Source organism: Microbacterium yannicii, from assembly GCF_024055635.1.
GTDB classification, from domain to species: Bacteria; Actinomycetota; Actinomycetes; order Actinomycetales; family Microbacteriaceae; genus Microbacterium; species Microbacterium yannicii.
The window spans coordinates 1-17,813 of record NZ_JAMXMB010000021.1; the positions used below are offsets into that span (position 1 = coordinate 1).

At 68.9% G+C, this 17,813-nt stretch carries 17 protein-coding genes and 1 tRNA gene; 13 read left to right on the forward strand and 5 right to left on the reverse strand.

The features are described 5' to 3' along the window. The first annotated feature begins 30 nt into the window (after positions 1-30). The 7 genes from NCG93_RS08775 (at position 31) to NCG93_RS08805 (ending at position 8,023) form a co-directional block, all read left to right on the forward strand. Entirely contained in the window at positions 31-1,008 is a 978-nt protein-coding gene (locus NCG93_RS08775) for an ABC transporter permease (protein ID WP_194414367.1), read from the forward strand. 39 nt (positions 1,009-1,047) lie between these two features. After that, entirely contained in the window at positions 1,048-2,034 is a 987-nt protein-coding gene (locus NCG93_RS08780; RefSeq protein ID WP_194414958.1) for an ABC transporter permease, read from the forward strand. After that, positions 2,031-2,948, forward strand: a complete 918-nt coding sequence (locus NCG93_RS08785; RefSeq protein WP_194414366.1) for an ABC transporter ATP-binding protein — start codon at positions 2,031-2,033, stop codon at positions 2,946-2,948. The genes NCG93_RS08780 and NCG93_RS08785 overlap by 4 nt, the downstream gene beginning before the upstream one ends. Next, positions 2,945-3,979 carry an ATP-binding cassette domain-containing protein gene (locus tag NCG93_RS08790; protein WP_194414365.1) on the forward strand — a complete coding sequence of 345 codons (1,035 nt, stop codon included), beginning with the start codon at positions 2,945-2,947 and terminating at the stop codon, positions 3,977-3,979. The genes NCG93_RS08785 and NCG93_RS08790 overlap by 4 nt, the downstream gene beginning before the upstream one ends. Further along, positions 3,976-5,445, forward strand: coding sequence for a glycoside hydrolase family 32 protein (locus NCG93_RS08795; protein ID WP_194414364.1), 1,470 nt, complete (start codon positions 3,976-3,978; stop codon positions 5,443-5,445). The genes NCG93_RS08790 and NCG93_RS08795 overlap by 4 nt, the downstream gene beginning before the upstream one ends. A 220-nt stretch (positions 5,446-5,665) precedes the next feature. Continuing rightward, positions 5,666-7,084, forward strand: coding sequence for a glycoside hydrolase family 32 protein (locus NCG93_RS08800; protein ID WP_194414957.1), 1,419 nt, complete (start codon positions 5,666-5,668; stop codon positions 7,082-7,084). Between the two features lie 42 nt (positions 7,085-7,126). After that, positions 7,127-8,023 carry a carbohydrate kinase family protein gene (locus tag NCG93_RS08805; RefSeq protein WP_194414363.1) on the forward strand — a complete coding sequence of 299 codons (897 nt, stop codon included), beginning with the start codon at positions 7,127-7,129 and terminating at the stop codon, positions 8,021-8,023. Between the two features lie 422 nt (positions 8,024-8,445). On the opposite strand, the gene NCG93_RS08810 is transcribed toward NCG93_RS08805, so the two are convergent. The 3 genes from NCG93_RS08810 to NCG93_RS08820 form a co-directional block, all read right to left on the reverse strand. Beyond that, a complete protein-coding gene (locus NCG93_RS08810) occupies positions 8,446-8,787 on the reverse strand; it encodes a hypothetical protein (RefSeq protein ID WP_194414362.1) in 342 nt (113 codons plus the stop codon). Positions 8,788-8,802: 15 nt separating this feature from the next. Beyond that, positions 8,803-11,700 carry a hypothetical protein gene (locus NCG93_RS08815; protein ID WP_194414361.1) on the reverse strand — a complete coding sequence of 966 codons (2,898 nt, stop codon included), beginning with the start codon at positions 11,698-11,700 and terminating at the stop codon, positions 8,803-8,805. A gap of 184 nt (positions 11,701-11,884) precedes the next feature. Continuing rightward, a tRNA-Met gene (locus NCG93_RS08820) sits at positions 11,885-11,960 on the reverse strand. A gap of 187 nt (positions 11,961-12,147) precedes the next feature. On the opposite strand from NCG93_RS08820, the gene NCG93_RS08825 reads away from it, so the two are divergent. The 5 genes from NCG93_RS08825 (at position 12,148) to NCG93_RS08845 (ending at position 15,766) form a co-directional block, all read left to right on the forward strand. Beyond that, the gene (locus tag NCG93_RS08825) at positions 12,148-12,972 is read left to right on the forward strand and encodes a DUF4397 domain-containing protein (protein WP_194414360.1); all 825 of its coding nucleotides are present in this window, start codon (positions 12,148-12,150) and stop codon (positions 12,970-12,972) included. Between the two features lie 11 nt (positions 12,973-12,983). Next, positions 12,984-13,607, forward strand: a complete 624-nt coding sequence (locus NCG93_RS08830) for a class F sortase (protein WP_194414359.1) — start codon at positions 12,984-12,986, stop codon at positions 13,605-13,607. Between the two features lie 37 nt (positions 13,608-13,644). Next, a complete protein-coding gene (locus NCG93_RS08835) occupies positions 13,645-14,199 on the forward strand; it encodes an RNA polymerase sigma factor (protein ID WP_252787494.1) in 555 nt (184 codons plus the stop codon). Then, on the forward strand, positions 14,186-15,016 hold the full coding sequence (locus tag NCG93_RS08840; RefSeq protein ID WP_194414357.1) for an anti-sigma factor: 831 nt from the start codon (positions 14,186-14,188) through the stop codon (positions 15,014-15,016). The genes NCG93_RS08835 and NCG93_RS08840 overlap by 14 nt, the downstream gene beginning before the upstream one ends. Before the next feature lie 156 nt (positions 15,017-15,172). Beyond that, complete coding sequence (locus NCG93_RS08845; protein WP_194414356.1) at positions 15,173-15,766, forward strand: fasciclin domain-containing protein; 594 nt, start codon at positions 15,173-15,175, stop codon at positions 15,764-15,766. Positions 15,767-15,852: 86 nt separating this feature from the next. Here the strand turns inward: NCG93_RS08845 and NCG93_RS08850 are convergent, their stop codons facing one another. Beyond that, positions 15,853-16,386: a hypothetical protein gene (locus NCG93_RS08850; RefSeq protein WP_194414355.1), complete on the reverse strand. Its 534-nt coding sequence runs from the start codon at positions 16,384-16,386 to the stop codon at positions 15,853-15,855. After that, positions 16,383-16,790 carry a DUF4383 domain-containing protein gene (locus tag NCG93_RS08855; protein WP_194414354.1) on the reverse strand — a complete coding sequence of 136 codons (408 nt, stop codon included), beginning with the start codon at positions 16,788-16,790 and terminating at the stop codon, positions 16,383-16,385. Before NCG93_RS08855 ends, NCG93_RS08850 begins: the two co-directional genes overlap by 4 nt. Before the next feature lie 266 nt (positions 16,791-17,056). Here NCG93_RS08855 and NCG93_RS08860 point away from each other — a divergent pair, with 266 nt between their 5' ends. Beyond that, positions 17,057-17,803: an EAL domain-containing protein gene (locus tag NCG93_RS08860; protein ID WP_194414353.1), complete on the forward strand. Its 747-nt coding sequence runs from the start codon at positions 17,057-17,059 to the stop codon at positions 17,801-17,803. Positions 17,804-17,813 lie beyond the last annotated feature (10 nt).

The window sequence follows — 17,813 nt, forward strand, 5'->3', positions numbered from 1 at the left end:
GGCGCAGCAGGACGACCGAGGAGACACATCATGAGCTATATGCTGCGGCGCTTCGGGTTCTATCTCGTGGCGTTCTGGGTGTCGATCACCCTCAATTTCTTCCTCCCGCGTTTCATGCCGGGTGACCCGGTCTCGCGCATGGTCGCGCGACTGCAGGGGCAGATCCGTCCCGACCAGATCGAGGCGCTCAAAGACTCCTTCGGGCTCAGCGACGCTCCGCTGTGGGAGCAGTACCTCCGCTACCTCGGCCAGATCTTCAGCGGCAACCTCGGATTCTCCATCTCGAGGTTTCCGACCCCCGTCATCGATGTGATCTCGAGCGTCATCGGCTGGACCTTCCTGCTGGGCTTCGTGTCTCTGATCATCGCCGTCCTCATCGGCAACGTGCTCGGCATCCTCGCTGCCTGGCGGCGCGGGGGCGTGCTCGACTCCTTCGTTCCGCCCCTGCTCATCTTCATCGGCTCGTTCCCGTACTTCTGGCTGGCGATGGGACTGCTGTACCTCTTCGGCGTCACGCTCGGGTGGTTCCCCCTGCGACACGCGTACGAGGTGGGGACCACACCGGAGTTCTCCTTAGCGTTCCTCGGCGACGTCGCGTACCACCTGATCCTCCCTGCCACGTCGATCGTGCTCGTCTCGGTCGGCGGCTGGATGCTGGGCATGCGCAACACCATGATCGCCACCAACGCCGAGGACTACATCGTGATGGCCGAAGCGAAGGGGCTGCGCGCTAACCGGGTCATGATGCAGTACGCGGCCCGCAACGCCCTTCTCCCGTCGGTCACCGCATTCGGCATGTCTCTGGGCTTCCTCGTCGGCGGCGCCCTTCTCACAGAGGTCGTCTTCGCCTATCCGGGCATCGGCTACACACTCCTCGCCGCGGTGCAGAACCTCGACTACCCCCTTATGCAGGGGCTCTTCCTCACGATCACCACGGCCGTGCTGATCGCCAACTTCCTCGTCGACATCGTGTACGTGCGCCTCGATCCGCGCGTGCGCGTGAGCTGAACGGAGGCTGTGATGTCACTCGCGCAAGATCCCCGCGCCATGGCCGAGCTCGAGCTCGGCACCCCACCCGGTCCTGACGGGCAGGTTCGAACTGCACCCCAGCCGCCTCGCCGGCGACGCGGAGGCAACGGCCTCGTGCGGGGTCTGTTCGGAAATGCCAAGGCGGCTTCGGGACTCGTCATCCTCGTTCTTTTCGCGCTGATGGCGGTCTTCGCTCCGGTCCTCGCTCCAGGCGACCCGACGCTTATCCAGGGCATCGGCTCGCAGCCGCCCTCGCCGGAGCACTGGCTGGGAACGACGGCCAAGGGGCAGGACGTGCTGGCGCTGAACATCTGGGGTTCTCGTTCGTCGCTGTTCGTCGGATTCACCGTCGGCATCCTCGCGACGTTCGTCGGACTTCTCGTCGGCCTCGCATCGGCGTACCTCGGACGCACCATCGACAACGTCCTGTCGCTCGTCACGAACGTGTTCCTCCTGCTGCCCGGGCTGCCGCTTCTGGTGATCCTCGCCGCGTTCCTGCCTCAGGGACTCGGCACCGTCGTCCTGGTGCTGGTCATCACCGGCTGGGCCGGATCGGCGCGCGTCTTGCGTTCGCAGGCGATGTCGATCCGCGGCAAGGACTTCGTCGCCGCCTCGCAGGTCACTGGTGAGGGCGGCTTGCGCATCATGTTCCGGGAGATGCTGCCCAACATGGCGTCGATCGTGATGAGCACATTCCTCGCCTGCGTGATCTTCGGCATCGGCGCTCAGGCGGGGCTGGAGTTCCTCGGCCTCGGCGACATCAGCACCGTCAGCTGGGGCACCAACCTGTACTGGGCCAGCAACGACGGTGCCCTGCTGACTGGGGCTTGGTGGGTGTTCGTCCCTCCCGGCGTGTGTATCGCTCTCGTCGCGTTCGCGCTCGCGCTCGTCAACTACGGAGTCGATGAGACGACCAACCCCCGCCTGCGACGTCCGCGCCGTCGGACCACGCCCGACGCGCCGACGCGCGTTGCTGCCGACACGCGGAAGGAGATGGTGCGATGAGCGCTCCGCTGCTGGAAATCCAGGATCTCTCCGTCGAGTACGTCACCGAGGCCCGCACCGTGCGCGCCGTCGACCGCGTGTCGTTCTCGATCGCGGAGCGCGAAGTGTTCGGCCTCGCGGGCGAGTCCGGCTGCGGCAAGTCGACGATCGCCAACGCGATCCTGCGGCTGCTTCGCGACCCTGCCGTCATCTCCGGCGGCTCCGTCCGGTTCGCCGGCACGGACGTGCTGGCGCTGAACGCCGAGCAGCTCCGCGAATTCCGCTGGCGCCAGGTGGCGATGGTGTTCCAGAGCGCCATGAACTCGCTGAACCCCGTGATGACCATCGGCGACCAGATCGTCGACATCTTCACCACCCACGATGGCGTGTCGAAGAAGAACGCGCTCGCCCGCGCCGGTGACCTCCTCGATCTCGTGGGCATCCCGCGAGACCGACTGCGCTCGTACCCGCACCAGCTGTCGGGTGGGATGCGGCAGAGGGTCGTCATCGCCATGGCGACGGCGCTTCGGCCCCCCTTGCTCATCATGGACGAGCCCACCACGGCTCTCGACGTCGTGGTGCAGCAGGAGATCATGGCGCAGATCAAGGACCTGCAGCGCGAACTCGGCTTCGCGATCCTGTTCATCACGCACGACATGTCGCTCATGGTCGAGCTCTCGGACCGGATGGCGGTCATGTACGCGGGGCGCTTCGTCGAAACCGCGCGATCAGACGAGATCTTCGATACGCCGGAGCACCCGTACACCCGCGCCCTGATGAACGCGTTCCCGCCCATGTCGGGACCCCGCACCCGGCTGCAGGGCCTCGGCGAAGGTGTGAGGTTCCGTGACATCCCCGATCTCGAACGACTCACGCCCACCCACTGGGTGGCGCCCAGTGATGACGACTCTCTGACCATGGAAGCAATCGCATGAACGCACAAGAGACCCCCGTGCTCTCGACCCGGGGACTGGAGAAGACGTTCACCATCGGCGGGGCATTCTCCCGCAAGCGCGTCCGTGCCCTCGGCGGCGTCGACCTCGACATCGCCCACGGTGAGGTCGTTGCGCTCGTCGGCGAGTCCGGCAGCGGAAAGTCGACCCTCGCGCGCTGCATCGCGCGCCTCGAGCAACCCTCGGCAGGTACCTTCCTCTTCGAGGGCGAAGACGTCATCGCCACATCGAAGAGGCGAGCGACGCGCGAGTACCGCTCGGCCGTGCAGATGATCTTCCAGGACCCCTTCGGGTCGCTGAACCCCGTGCACCGTATCGGGCATTTCCTCGAACGCCCGCTGCGCATCCACGGTGCCGCATCCGGCCGCGCGGAGATGGAGCGCGCGAAGCAGCGGCTGATGGCGAAGGTCGGGCTTCCCGACGAGATGCTGGACCGCTACCCGCACGAACTCTCCGGTGGCCAGCGTCAGCGCATCGCGATCGCCCGCGCGCTGGCGGTCAACCCACGGCTGATCCTGGCAGACGAGCCGACGTCCATGCTCGATGTCTCGGTGCGGATCGGGGTGCTCAACCTCATGCGCACGCTGTGCGAGGAACAGGGCATCTCGATGCTCTACATCACGCACGACCTCGCCTCAGCGCGCTACCTCGCCGATCGCATCGTGGTGATGTTCGCCGGCGAGTTCGTCGAGGGCGGCGAGGCGATGGAGCTGCTGGCCAACCCGGCACATCCCTACACCCGCCTGCTCATCTCGGCGGTGCCCGACCCGAAGCGCACCGAACCGTTCGACCCCGTCGAACGTGCGCGACTTCGTCGCGAGGTGCTGCACCCGACCGGCTGTCAGTGGACCGGAAAGACGAGCGAGCCCTGCTCGACGGAGACAGCTGTGTTCCACCGGCTGAACGAGAAGCCCGAGCACTGGGTGCGCTGCGGACTGTACGCACCGCCGTCCGATGCCCCGGGAACCGCGTTGGAACAGCCCGCACGCGATCAGGAGAACGACGCCGCATGACCACGCACCCGACGACCAGCGAGAACCGGACGTCACCCGGTCTGGTGGAGCTCGCCGCCGCGGACCCGCACCGGCCGGCGTTTCACTTCGTCTCGCCTGCCGGATGGCTCAACGACCCCAACGGGCTCACGCAGAGGGGCGGCCAGTACCACCTCTTCTACCAGTACAACCCCTTCGCGCCGGTACACGATCGCATCCACTGGGGCCATGCGCGCAGCACCGACCTGGTGCGCTGGGAGCACCTGCCGATCGCGCTGGAGCCGACCCCGGGTCCGGACGTCGACGGATGTTGGTCCGGCGTCTTCGTCGACGACGGGGGAGTGCCCACGCTGGTGTACTCGGGGCGCCACGGCGGCGTCGAACTGCCCTGCCTCGCCACGGGGTCGGACGACCTCGTGGAATGGACGAAGGAACCAGGGAACCCGGTCATCGCCGCACCCCCCGAGGATCTCGACATCGTCGCCTTTCGGGACCACTGCGTGTGGAGTGAGCCGTCCGCGGATGGGACCGGCCGATGGCGGCAGATCATCGGCGCCGGCATCCGAGGCGTCGGCGGCACGGCACTGCTCTACGAATCGGACGACCTGCGTTCGTGGCGATATGTCGGCCCGCTCCTCGTCGGCGACGCGGCCGACCGACCGCAGACGGCTCCCGACTGGACTGGGACCATGTGGGAATGCGTCGACCTGTTCACCGCGGACGGGGCCGACGTCCTCGTGTTCTCCGCGTGGGACGACGGTGTGACCCATCACCCCCTGTACTGGTCAGGGCGGTACCACGGCGACCGTTTCGAGCCCCGGGCACTGCACCGGCTCGACCTGGGCGGGCGCTTCTTCTATGCTCCGCAGTCGATGCGCGACGAGACCGGCCGACGGCTCATGTTCGGGTGGATGCAGGAAGGGCGGACGGATGCCGCGGCCGTCGCCGCCGGCTGGTCCGGGGTGATGTCGCTGCCGCGCGTCGTCACTGGCCGCCCGGACGGATCTCTTCATCAGGCACCGGCGCCCGAGGTCGACCGGCTGCGCACCGAGTTGCTGTACGACGGCCCCGCCGCCGAGGTCGGCGCGGCGGGTGTCAGCGGCGATCAGCTCGACATCGAGTTCGACGCCACGCTTCGTCCAGGCGCCTCGGTCGAGCTCGCCGTGCGCGCGACGGCGGACGGAGCGGAGTGCACCGTATACCGCCTCCGCCGTGTCGGGGGGGAGGTCGAGTTCTCACTCGATCGGAGCCGGTCGAGCCTCGATGACAGCGTCGATGCGAAGCCGCTCACAGGCATGGTCGGCCTCGAGGGCGACACCGTGCGGCTGCGCGTCGTGGTGGATCACTCCGCTCTGGAGGCATTCGCGAACGGCATCCCGCTCGCCGCGCGTGCGTATCCGACGCGGGATGACGCGCTGCGCGTCTGCGCTGATGTCGGTGGCGCCTCCGCGACGCTGCGTGTGTGGCGCATGGCGCCCGCCGGCTGACCTCACGCACACAACCACCACCCCAGGGGCAGCGCCGACGCTGCCCCCGACGAAAGGCATCTCCATGGAGGAATCGACTGCGGTCTCGCGCCGCGCACTCTTCGCCGGCGCCGGCGTCAGCGCGCTGGCGGGCACTCTGGCCCTCGCCGGCGAGGGAGCGCCCGCCGCCGCCGCGGATGCGGCATCCGTCCTCGCCACGAACTCGAAAGGACGCAGCCGAATGCGGCCCGCCTACCACGTCAGCGTTCCCGACAACTGGAAGAACGACCCTCAGCGACCCGTCTATATCGACGGCGAGTACCACTACTACTACCTCTACAACGCGGACTACAACGAGGGCGGCGGGGGCACCGCGTGGCGGCGTGCGACGACCAGTGACCACGTGTCGTTCCGTGATCGTGGGGTTGCCATCCCGAAGTTCAGCAATGGGAACGGCGACTGCTGGTCCGGATCCCTCGTCGTCGACGAGCGGAACACGGCAGGCTACGGTGAGGACGCCGTCATCGCCCTGGTGACGCAGGCGCCTGACGGCAGGCAGGCGCAGTACCTCTGGTACTCCACGGATCGCGGGCGGACGTTCCAGCCCGGCGGCGACGCGCCGGTCCTGCAGAACCCTGGCGTGCATGACTTCCGCGATCCCAAGGTCATCTGGGACGCCGACCGCGGGCGCTGGTTCATGGCGAACGCGGAAGGACAGCGGGTCGGGTTCTATGTCTCCGCCGACCTTCGCTCGTGGCGGCGCGTCGGCGAGTTCGTGCGCACCGACCTGGGACTGATCGAGTGTCCCGACATCTTCCGCATGACGGCCGACGACGGCACGACGCACTGGATCCTCGGGATCAGCGCCAACGGCAAGGGCCGCGGGCTGCCGGCGACGTACGCGTACTGGACGGGCGCGTTCGACGGCGCGTCGTTCGTCCCCGATCACGGCGAGCCGCGCTGGCTCGACTACGGGTTCGACTTCTACGGTGCCGTGACCTACCCGAATCACGATGCATCGGGCGCAGAAGACCCGACGCTGCGCCGCGCCATCGGCTGGGCGAACTTCTGGGACTACCCCCACAACACGCCCACGCTCGCCACCGACGGCTACAACGGCGACGACATGATCGTGCGCGATGTGCGGCTCACCGCGGGCGACGGCGGCTACTACCTCGCCTCCACGCCGACAGCGGCGCTCGCGCAGTACGCCAAGAAGACGCACCGTCTGGGCGACGTCGCCGTCTCGGGCGTGCGCGACCTGGAGGTGCGCTCGCTCGCCTACGACCTTTCGTGCGAATTGGTCTGGGATCCGGCGGCGGCACCCTCCAACATCGGCTTCGAGGTGTGCCGCGCTCCGGGCGGAGGCCGTCACGTCGCCGCCGGGGCGTTCCTGAACGGCCCATTCACCTACGTCAACCGCCGCCCGACGATCAATCCCACCGGGGGAGAGTCGCAGACGCCGATCGACCCCTCGACGGGTCGGCTCGCGGTCCGCATCCTCGTCGATCGCACGAGCGTGGAGCTGTTCGTGGGAGACGGCCGCGTGGTCCACTCGCACCGCGTCTTCCCCTTGGAGGGCGACGACCGCATCCGGCTGTACGCCAACGACGGATCGGCGACCTTCCGAGGTCTCACCATTCGCGAGCTGGCCATCTGACGAACGCCGTCGACCAGTCCATGCACCGAGAGGAATGACAGCATGACCGCGCTCGTGATCGGCGAGGCACTCATCGACGTGGTGTCCGAACCGGGGCGTCCGGAGAGGCGGACGCCGGGCGGTGGGCCGTTCAACGTGGCGATCGGCCTGGCGAGACTGCAGATTCCGACGGCGCTCCTTGCCCATGTGGGAACGGATGCCGACGGTCAACTGCTGCTGGATGCACTCGAGGACGCCGGAGCGACGTTCGTCGGAGAGCGCGTGGGCGTGACCTCGACGGCTCACGCTCACCTCGCGGAGGACGGATCGGCAACCTACCGGTTCGCGCTCGACTGGGACCCGCACCTGGCCGGAGAGTTCTCGACCGATCGGCTGTGGGGTGCCGTGCATGTCGGCTCCCTGGGCGCCTTCCTCCGGCCGGGCCGCGAGCTGGTCGATCGGCTCCTCGAGCACGAACCGGCACGCCTGCGGTCGTTCGACCCCAACATCCGGCCGGGACTCGTCGGCCCGCCAGACGAGGCACGGTCGCGGGTGGAGGCGATCGCCGGGCGGATCGACGTGCTCAAGCTCAGCGACGAAGACGCCGCGTGGCTGTACCCCGGTGTCGACATCGCCGACGTCATCGCCATGCTGCTCGCTTCGGGTCCCAGTCTCATCGCCGTGACCCGAGGGGGCGACGGCTCTGTGATCGCCACACACGAGCACACCGTCGAGATCGCCGCCCCTCGCACACAGGTCGTCGACACGATCGGAGCCGGCGACGCCTACATGAGCGCGATGCTCGGTGCACTCATCCTGAACGACGCGGTCGCTGTCGGCATCGAGAACCTGTCGGCCGACGTGCTGCTCGACATCGGCGGGATGGCGTCGCGCGCCGCGGCCTTCGTCGTCGCTCACGCTGGTTCGAACCCTCCGACCTTCGAACAACTCCGCGGCTGAAACCGTGTTCAACCGACCCGGTGTGAAACCGAGGCGCCTGCCGACCCGGCGGTCTCCCGGCGCCACCTACGGGCAACGCTTGTGTCCACCTGGCGTCCATGGGAAGTGCGCCGCGGAGCGACCGTCGTCAGCCGTTAAGTGTGGGTCCCGGGGGCTCGTCTGTGCTGCGCAGATGCTGGATCTCCGCTTCCTCAATCCACTCCCGCGCGAGTGAGGCCTAACGCCATCGATCCTTCTGGTTGAGCCCGGCAAGCTCGGGAAAAAGCTCAAACCGTGTCCGCACGCGGTCGGGGATGTCGTGCGCGGCCACCCGTCGAGTCGAGGAGAGCCTTGACTGCGCCGGGTTGGTGCCACCGCTGTCAATCAGTGCAACGAGCTCACGGGCATTTGCCTGGCCACGCTCGCGGTGGGCGATTGCGCTACTACCGGCCGAACCCGCCGCCGCCCGGCGCGGGAGCCGCGGGAGCCGCGGACTTCGGGTCGCCCAGGATGATGGGGATCTCCCCGCTCTCCTTCGCCCGGGGCACCTCGATGACGAGGCGGAGGATGAGGAAAACGGCCATTCCGATGAGCAGGCCGATCGCGTACCAGGCGAACTGCTCGCCCTTCGAGTCGAAGAGCACCGTCACCGCACCGCCGCCGATCGCGGCGAACACGGCGGCGAGGTCCGAGACCGCCGTCTCCTTCGTCCGCACCAGCGTGCGGTAGGTGATATAACCGGCGACGACTCCGAAGCAGACTGCGCCCACCATCAGTATCGACATGTCATCTCCCTGTTCTCACGATGCCGTGGATTGTGGTTGTGCGAGTTGGTCGGCGACGACATCAGCGTTGCCGAAGCACGTGAACGCGAGTCCCAGCGGGTTCTGCTCCGACATGCGCTGTGCGCGCCACGAGCGCAGTCCCTCGCCGGGTCCAGTGGCCGACAGCCCGCCGACGACGGCGACGGCGACATCCCGTGCCAGCCGTGTGTCGATCACCTGTTCGGTCGCGATGACCGACACCGCGCCGACCGAGGTGAAGCCCTGCACGAGGTTGTGCGCCTGCGCGAGGTCACCCCGATTCGTCTCGCAGCCGAGGAGAAGCACGATCGGCCGGCGGGGTTGCACCCAGCGACCCCGTTTGTGCTGCAACCGCGCCCTCACGAGCGCGTCGACCGTGAGGTAGCGCTCCGAGGCGCGGACGTACATACGGGGAGCGCTCGATTCCTCACCACGCTCGTCGGGCTTCGTCGTGACGTGCCCGACCGCCACGAGAACAGCGGGTCGGCGTTGCTCATCCCACAGCAGATCCAGCAGGGACGCGTCATCCGCGAAGTCGTCGACGAGGTCGCCGAATGCGCCGCTCAGGGTCGTGGCGATGTCGTCGCTCCACTTGTCGCTGGTGCCGTTCGTGCACACGACGAGGTGACCCTCGGCGCCTCCGCGCGCGGCGGTGAGACGTTCGTTGCTGCCTTCGCCGATCATCTCTTCGATGACGAACCGGATGCCCCAGAATCCGCGCACGCAGAGGCCCGGGCCATCGGGTCCGCACGTGCACAGGGCGCCGTCGACGATCCCCCGGCACACGGTTGCGGCGGCGAGGGCGTTGCTGGACTCCGGGAGGTCCCAGTCGTACAGCATCGACCAGGGGAAGCAGAACGCGGGTTCGAACCGGGTGAGCTGGACAGTCCCCTTCGCGGACTCTCTCACCCGCTCCAGCTCGCCTTCCGTGGACTCACCGAGTTCCGTGAACAGCTTCAGCCAGAGATCGTGACCGGTGGTTGCGAGGTTGCGTACGGCGGTGTCGAACTCGGCGGACCCCATGGCGCCCTGGCCGCCGAGCTGCGATCCCACGTCGCCGAGGAAGTCGGTGAACGCATCCCGGGCCCGCGACGTCAGGGTCTCGGTGAGGTGGATGCCCCGCCCGGTCTCGAACATGAAGCTGTGCGTCGCCGCGCGCAGATCCTCATTGGTCGCGAGCGCCAGAAGGCGTTTGGGCGTGGTGTCGAGGTCGGCGAACGCGGTGGAGCGGCTGAATTGCACCCGTGTCTTGACCCCGCGACGCCGACTCCGCTCGTGCGCGGTCAGCGCGGCGTCGATCGTGAGCGCCTGAAGCAGGTGGCTGCGGAAGTAGATGAGTACGCGAAGACGCGTGGACTCACCCTCGGCGGGTGTGTCGATACGGAAGGCGACCGGTTCGCTGGGCCCGTGGCGGGGGAGTGCGAGCTCCCGTGACGCCTCGCCGACGATCTCGGACGAGTCCGAGAACACCGCGACCCGTAGTTGGTGCTCCTCCTGCTGCTGCAGGGGAAGCAGCGGGTCGATCGCCGGTGCGTCCTCAGGAACGAGATCGGTCGGCCAATGGATGCCGATCCCCACGTTCAGCACGTACGAGGAGTCGTGCGCGAGCGTCGTGTTCTTGTCCAGTTCCCGCATCCGTGTGTGCGGGTCGCGTCCGGACGGATCGTGCTCGAACCACATCGCGACCCGCCGCGGCTCGACCGTGTCGTCTTCGGACGGGGTCGCGATGGACCGGGCTCTGGTCTGCAGCTCGATGATCGCCTTCTCGGCCCGTTCTCGCGCCACGCGCGCGCGGGCAAGCTGCCATAGTCCGGTCGACTCCCGACGGAAGTCGACGGATGCCTCGGTGGCGAGCCTGATCGCCTCGTCGATGTGCTCCGCCGGTGTTCGCGGGGCACGGCCGACGGCATGCGACACCGCACCGCTGATGCCGTTGAGCCGGAACATCGGCCGTGTCTGGTCCATGAACTGGTTGTAGGCGGTCGACATGCGCAGCGCGTCCAGCCCCGATGCGGACGACCAGATCCTGACGTCGGGCCTGGCGGCAGGCCCCAGGGTGACGTCGATCGCGTTGAGCGCGGCCTCTTGGAGCGGCAGATCGTGGATGAGCCCCAGCAGCAGTTCGCGTGACCAGTGGGCCGTGGCGGCGGGGCCGACGGGGAGGACGACCGCCGAGGTTCCGGACGGGAGCCAGGTCGAGGGAAGCTCACCCGCTCGCCGCTCCGGGTCGGACGCGATGAGCAGGCGCGTGCCCGGGAGGTCCGACAGGATTCCGGCGAGGTTGTGCAGTTCATCGATGACGATGTCGGGCGGCTCGTCGTGCGCCGAGCCGGCGCGTACGCGGCGCAGGCGGATCGCGCTGTTGCGCTCCTCGATCGAGAGCCCGCTCAGGATGTGGTTCGACAGCTCGCTCACTTGGGCGAAGGCGGCGCCGGACGCGGCGACCGTGAAGGGGAGCGCGAACGGTGCGTGAGCGGACGCAGCCGCTTCGAAGACCACCACGTACCGGTCGGCTCGCACGCGGCTCGCCCTCATCAGGGCGTGGAAGAGCGTCTCGGGTGGTGGCGGCCCGCCGAACGTGTCGGCAACGAGGACCGCGATCGGCAGTCGGCGAGGCCGGCCCGAGGCATCCCTCATCGGTTGCGAGCCGGCGTCGAGCAGTTCCCGCAGGTGCTCGTGGGCGCGCTCTGGCCAGCGCACCGAGGTCGCGAGGAGCGGGATGTCCAGTGGCCGGAACCCGCGTGAACGGGCCGTGTACTCCACCCAGCCGTCGGCGGCTGAGTCGCCGGCCGCGGGCGCGGCGTTGCCTCGGCTGTCGGCGTAACCGATCTCCATCACGTCGCCGTGCCATCGCGGAGTGAGCCGAACCCAGTCGGTCGTGTAACTCCTCGCCATCGCGTCCCCAAACGCTCACAACGGCATCAGGTTATCGCTGCGCCGGCACAGGGGGGAAGGGGCGGCGCGTCCTCACGCGCTGGTCGGCAGAGGCGTCCAGAATTTCGACCGCGAGGGCGACGGGCTCGCCTGCAAGCCGCTGTCGGGCGGAGGCGGCAGGGATTGAGTCAGTCGTTGCTGGAACTGGACGCGACGGCGGGAGTCGAACCCGCAACGCTGCCGGGTATGAACCGGAGCCCGGGACCGCCCGGATCGCCGCGATGACTCCACGCTAGGCGTGCGGGCCGCGAACCGCGCGAGGGTGACGGAGCGTGTCGGGTCATGACGAGATGTGACGGCGGACGGCGCTCATCGAGAAACTTCGGCCCAGCTGCATCCGAACTATCCCTCCCACAGGAATCACTCTTCAACAGGCGGCGATCGGCCGCTCGAAGAAGGAGGAAGACTGTGCGAAAGAAGGTTCTCGCGGGAATCGCCGCCGGCATCGTCGCCGCGCTCAGCGTGGGCATCCCCGCAACCGCGGCAACGAACGGCAACGCCGTGCTCTCGGTCCTGCACGGCATACCCGACGCGCCCGTCGACGTGTACGTCAACGGCGCACTCACGCTCGACGACTTCCAGCCGGGAGACTTGGCCGGCCCCCTCGATCTGCCCGCCGGCGCCTACGAGGTCGCCCTCACCGCGACGGACGCCACCGACGACAGTGCGCCCGTGCTCGGCCCGGTGACGTTGACGCTCGAGGCCGGCAAGAACTACACGGCCGTCGCGCATCTCAACGCCTCCGGCTCGCCGACGGTGACTCCGTACGTCAACGACACGTCGCCCACGGCGGCGGGGGAGGGACGACTCACCGTGCGGCACGACGCGGCCGCACCCGCGGTGGATGTGCTCGCGGGCGGCACGGCGGTCATCAGTGACCTTGCCAATCCCGAGGAGGCGACCCTGAACCTGCCCGCCGGCACCATCCAGGCCTCCGTGGCCGCGGCCGGCACCACCGATCCCGTGGTCGGCCCGGCGCCTGTCGATGTGCAGGAGGGCGTCCTCACCATCGCGTATGCGTGGGGGAGCCTCGAGGACGACAACCTCGAGCTCGCGGTGCAGACGATCACCGGCCTCCACTCGGCGCCGGACGGCGTGAACTCCGGGACGGGTGGCCAGCTCGCGCAGCGCGACCTGTTCCAGCAGTCGATGTGGGCGATCGGCGGTCTCGTCGTCGCGGCGGCGGTCGCGGCATCCGCCCTCGTCGTCGTGCGCAGCCGAGCACGCCGCTGAAGTCCCGAGACATGAGCAGGGCGATCGCAGGAGTCGGAGCATCTCTTGCGATCGCCCTTGCGCTGACGGCGTGCGGCTCGTCCCCAGGGGCCGCCCCGTCAGCGCCGGCACCGACGGCGACACCGCTCCCGACGCCCGCCATCGAGGTGCCGATCGCGGCGGCCACCCCACCACCCGCGCGGCTTCCCGTGCCGCCGGTCAGGGTGGTCGCCGCCTCCATCGACGTCGACATGCCGGTGGTGCCCGTCGGCGTGGAGGCCGGGGGGTTCATGGAGCTCCCGGTCGACCCCGCGATCGGCGGGTGGTACCGGTTCGGCGCCGACCCGGCGACATCCGACGGCAATGTCGTCATCTCGGCCCACGTCGATGCGCCGCAGTATCCGATCGGCCCGCTCAGCCGGCTGCGCGATCTGCCCGCGGGCGAGACCGTGGAGGTGACGGATGCCGCGGGCGAGGTGCGTCGGTACCAGGTGCAGAGCGTCACGTACTACCCGAAGGCGGACCTCCCCGTCGACGAGCTGTTCGCCCGATCGGGCACCCGAAACCTCGTGCTGATCACGTGCGGCGGGCAGTTCGACTCCCGCACCGGCCGATACGCGGATAACGTGGTCGCCATCGCGACCCCGATCATGTGAGCCGGCGATGGCGCCGGACGACCAGAGGGGAACGAGCGTGGACGACGAGGAAGAGCGCGAGCTGTGCGGCCGTTTCGCCGCCGGCGACGAGCGCGCCCTCGAGCAGATCTACCGGCGATGGTCGCCGATCGTCTTCACCCTCGCGCTGCGAGTGCTGGGCGACAGAGGGGATGCGGAGGACGTGACGCAGAAGACGTTCGTGTCGGCGTGGACCTCCCGGGCCTCGTACGACCCGGCCAAGGGCCGGCTGTCGACCTGGCTCGTCACGATCGCCCGCCGCCGCATCGCCGACACCCTGGAGACGCGCCGGCGTGTGCGCGAGCTGCAGGAGAAGCTGCAGCGCTTCGCCGTCACCGATGACGACACGATCTCGTCCGACATCGATCTCGGAGACCGGCTCCTTCTCGCCGATGAGCTCGACCAACTCGAGCCCGACGCGCAGCGGGTGGTGAGGCTCGCGTTCTACGACGATCTCACCCACCAGCAGATCGCGACGCGCCTCGACATGCCGCTGGGTACCGTGAAGAGTCACATCCGCCGAAGCCTCACCCGCTTGCGCGACCGATTGGAGGTGTCGTATGTCGCACCTTGACCCTGAGCGCCTGGCGCTGATCGCCGTCGGAGAAGCGGTGACGGATGCCGAGCACGAACACCTTGCGACGTGCGACGCCTGCTCCCTCGAGCTGGCTGAGCTCGAGCACGCCGTGGCGGTCGGCCGCTCCACGGTGACTCTCGGCGAGCTCGAGACGCCGCCCGAGCGGGTGTGGGATCGCGTCCTCGCGGAGGTCAGGTCGCAGCCGTCAGCTGCCTCCGAGCCGAGCCGGGCGTCCGAGCCGTCCGCGGCCTCCGAACGCCCCGCGACCTCCGACCCGAGCGCGGCGTCCGAGCCGAGCGCGGCGTCCGAGCCGAGCGCGGTCGGTCCTGCCGTCTCCGCACCGCCGGTCGCGGACGAGCCGTCGAAGCGTCGCCGCGGGCTGCGAGGCGGACGGATGCTGTTCGCCCTGGCCGCGAGCATCGCCGCGGTCTTGGCGATCGTCGGGATCTGGAGCTTCGTCCGGGCGCCGCAGTCGGTCGAGATCGCGTCGGCCAGCCTGGACGCCTTCCCCGATCACCCGGGTGCCGCCGGTACGGCCGAGGTGACGGAGCTCGCGGACGGCGAGCGCACGATCACGGTGCGTCTCAAGGACTCCGATGACGGCGACGGCTTCCGGGAGGTGTGGCTCATCACGGCGGACGCCTCGGCGCTGGTGAGCCTCGGCGAGCTCGACGGGAGGAAGGGGACCTTCGTGGTCCCCGCTGACGTCGACCTGCGCGACTACGTGCTCGTGGACGTCTCGCAAGAGCCGCTCGACGGCGATCCCACGCACTCCGGCGACTCGATCGTGCGCGGGCAGCTCGAGTTCAGCTGACGCGGGGCGTCGCTGACCCCGCGTGCTGCCTACCTGGGGCGCGTGATCTCCGAAGACGTCTCCGCCCCTGCATCCGTTTCGGCCACGTCGGGCGAATACCTCTACGGCACCCTCCGTTCGGACCGTGCCGGGCATCGCATCGAAGGAGATCGAACCATGAAGAAGTCTCGCCTGGCCGTCGCGGCGGTCGCCGCTCTGGCCCTCGTGTTCACGTCCACGCCCGCTCAGGCATACGGCGGCGGGGCGCCCGCGGGCACGATCGTGGACGTCGCGGTCGCGGCATCCGGCGGCGGCACCCCTGACGACAACCCCTGGGACTACGACATCCTCGTGCAGGCTGTCGTCGCCACGGGGCTCAGCGGCGCGCTCGCCGATGCGGGCCAGACCTACACGGTCTTCGCGCCGAACGACCGCGCGTTCCTGCGACTCGTGACCGACCTCACCGGCACGGCGCCGGCGAACGAGGCTGCCGCCTTGGCGACCATCACCTCGACGTTCACCGGCGCGCAGATCTCGAACATCCTGCTGTACCACGTGGTCGCGGGCCAGAAGCTCGGGCCCCTGAAGGTGCTGACGGCCGGTTCCCTCACGATGGCCAACGGTGGCATCGTCAAGCCTCGCGGCATCACGCTGCGCGACGAGACCCCTGCCCTCAGCGACCCGCGGCTGGTGTTCTGGGCGATCAACATCCAGGCGACCAACGGCGTGATCCACACGATCGACCGCGTCCTCGTGCCCGCGACCTATTGACGGACGACGGGCAGCCGTAGACCTCGATCGACGGGGAGAGCCACCACGATCTCTTTCGAGATCGTGGTGGCTCCGGCATCCGTCCGTCAGTGTCCGTGCGTGACGACCGGGAGCACAGTCCCATCGGCGTCGAGAAGCGCGGCGCCCTGGCACGTGCCGAGTGCCGGCACCACCGCGATCGTGACGACGGCGGCCGCGGCGATGAGGCTCCAGAGGCTCGTGCTTCTCGAGGGGTGGCGGCGCCCGCGAAGGATGCCGCAGGCGACCACGACACCGAGCCCGACCAGCAGAGCGATCGCTAGGACGCTTGCCCGGCCGGGCTCGGTGGTGAGCAGAGTCAGCCCCACGATGACTCCTGCAGACACGCCGGCAACCGCCCCCCGCGGTGCCGGCGTGCGATCGAGGGTGAGGGCGGCCGCGCCCCAGGCCAGCGCGGCCAGCCCCACCACGACAGAGAGGGCGCCGATCACCCGTGAGAGGGTGTCGGCCTGGAGCGCGACGATCGCCGCGGCTCCGAGTGCCGCGCTGACCAGGCCGAAGCCCCACGCGGCGATCGGCACCCACAACGGGGCGCGCATGACGGCGCGTTCCGTCGCGGGTGCCTCGCGTCGCCCGGTCACGCCGTCGCGACCCGTGTCGTCCGCTCGGCCGCCAGTCCGACACCGAGCAGCACGATGGCGCTCGCGAGGTGCAGGAAGTGGTCGGGCGTGTTCAGCGCGAGGATGTTGGCCGCGGTGCCGACCAGGAAGAAGCCCACGACACCCAGCAGCAGGTACGCGGCACCCACCGTGATGTTCACGATCTTGGCCGGCCGCGCGCCGCGCAGGCCGGCGATCAGCAGCGCTGCCCCGATCAGGAGGTGCGCGATGTTGTGCAGCGGGTTCACCTCGAAGATCCCCAAGAGCAGCCCGCCCTCGGTCGCGATGAAGCTGACGCCTCCCGTGAACGCGAAGCCCAGGAGGCCGACGAGCAGGTAGACGGCGCCGAAGACGGTGGCGACGATGCGATTCGGTGACGAGCCCATGGGAGACCTCTCTTTCTCAGCGGCGATCTGCCGTGCTGTGAAAGGTCTTCGGTGTCCTCCGGAAATCGGATGGGATGCCGCGTGGTGGCGTAGTCGACGGGATCCGGGTTTCGCCGACTCGGCGGGCTTCACACTGGTTCCGCGTGAGCCGAGGTATCCGACCGGGCGATCCTCGTCTGCGACCGCTGCAGAGCGGACTCTAGCCGATCACCGACCGTCGGATCACGGGTTTGCACCGGCACCGCCGGACGGGGTGAACTTGACCAGTGCCTCCGACTGAAGAGCTCGCGGACGAGCTTGCGATCGCCGTCCACGGCGCCGACATCTTCGCCGTCTATCAGCCGCAGGTGTCGTTGGAGAGCGGTTCGATCGTGGCCGCCGAGGCACTATGCCGCTGGCGGCATCCGCGACTCGGAGACATCGATCCCGCGACGATGATCGAGGTCGCGGAACGCAGCGGTGTGATCCACCCGCTGGGACGGCGGATGCTCGACGAGTGCCTCGACACGCTCGCCCGATGGCGCGAGACGGGTCGCCAGTGGGCCGTCGCGGTCAACGTCTCACCGGTGCAGTTCGACGACGACGCTTTCGCCGAGCATGTCGCCGCCGAGGTCGAGCGACGTGCGTTGCCGGCCGGATCCGTCGTCCTCGAACTGACGCAGGACGGGCAGCCGGTCGACGAGCGCGTCGTGCTGCCGCAGCTGCAGATGCTCCGCGAGATCGGCGTGGAGATCTCGCTGGCGGGCTACGGCGCCGGCGCGCCCTCCCTGGACCGACTTCGGAGTGTGCCGCTCACCGAGGTGAAGCTCCGGGGCGACCTGGTGCGGTCCGCGACGGGAGACGCATCAGCCGTGCTGCGGGAGAGGGTCGAGATCGCGCACGCACACGGACTGCGCGTGGTCGCCGAAGGAGTCGAGACCCTCACCCATCTCGACATCGCCGTGCAGCTGGGCTGTGATCGCGCTCAGGGCTTCCTGATCCGGCATCCGGATTCGGAGATCGTCTTCCCGTAGCCCCTCGCGC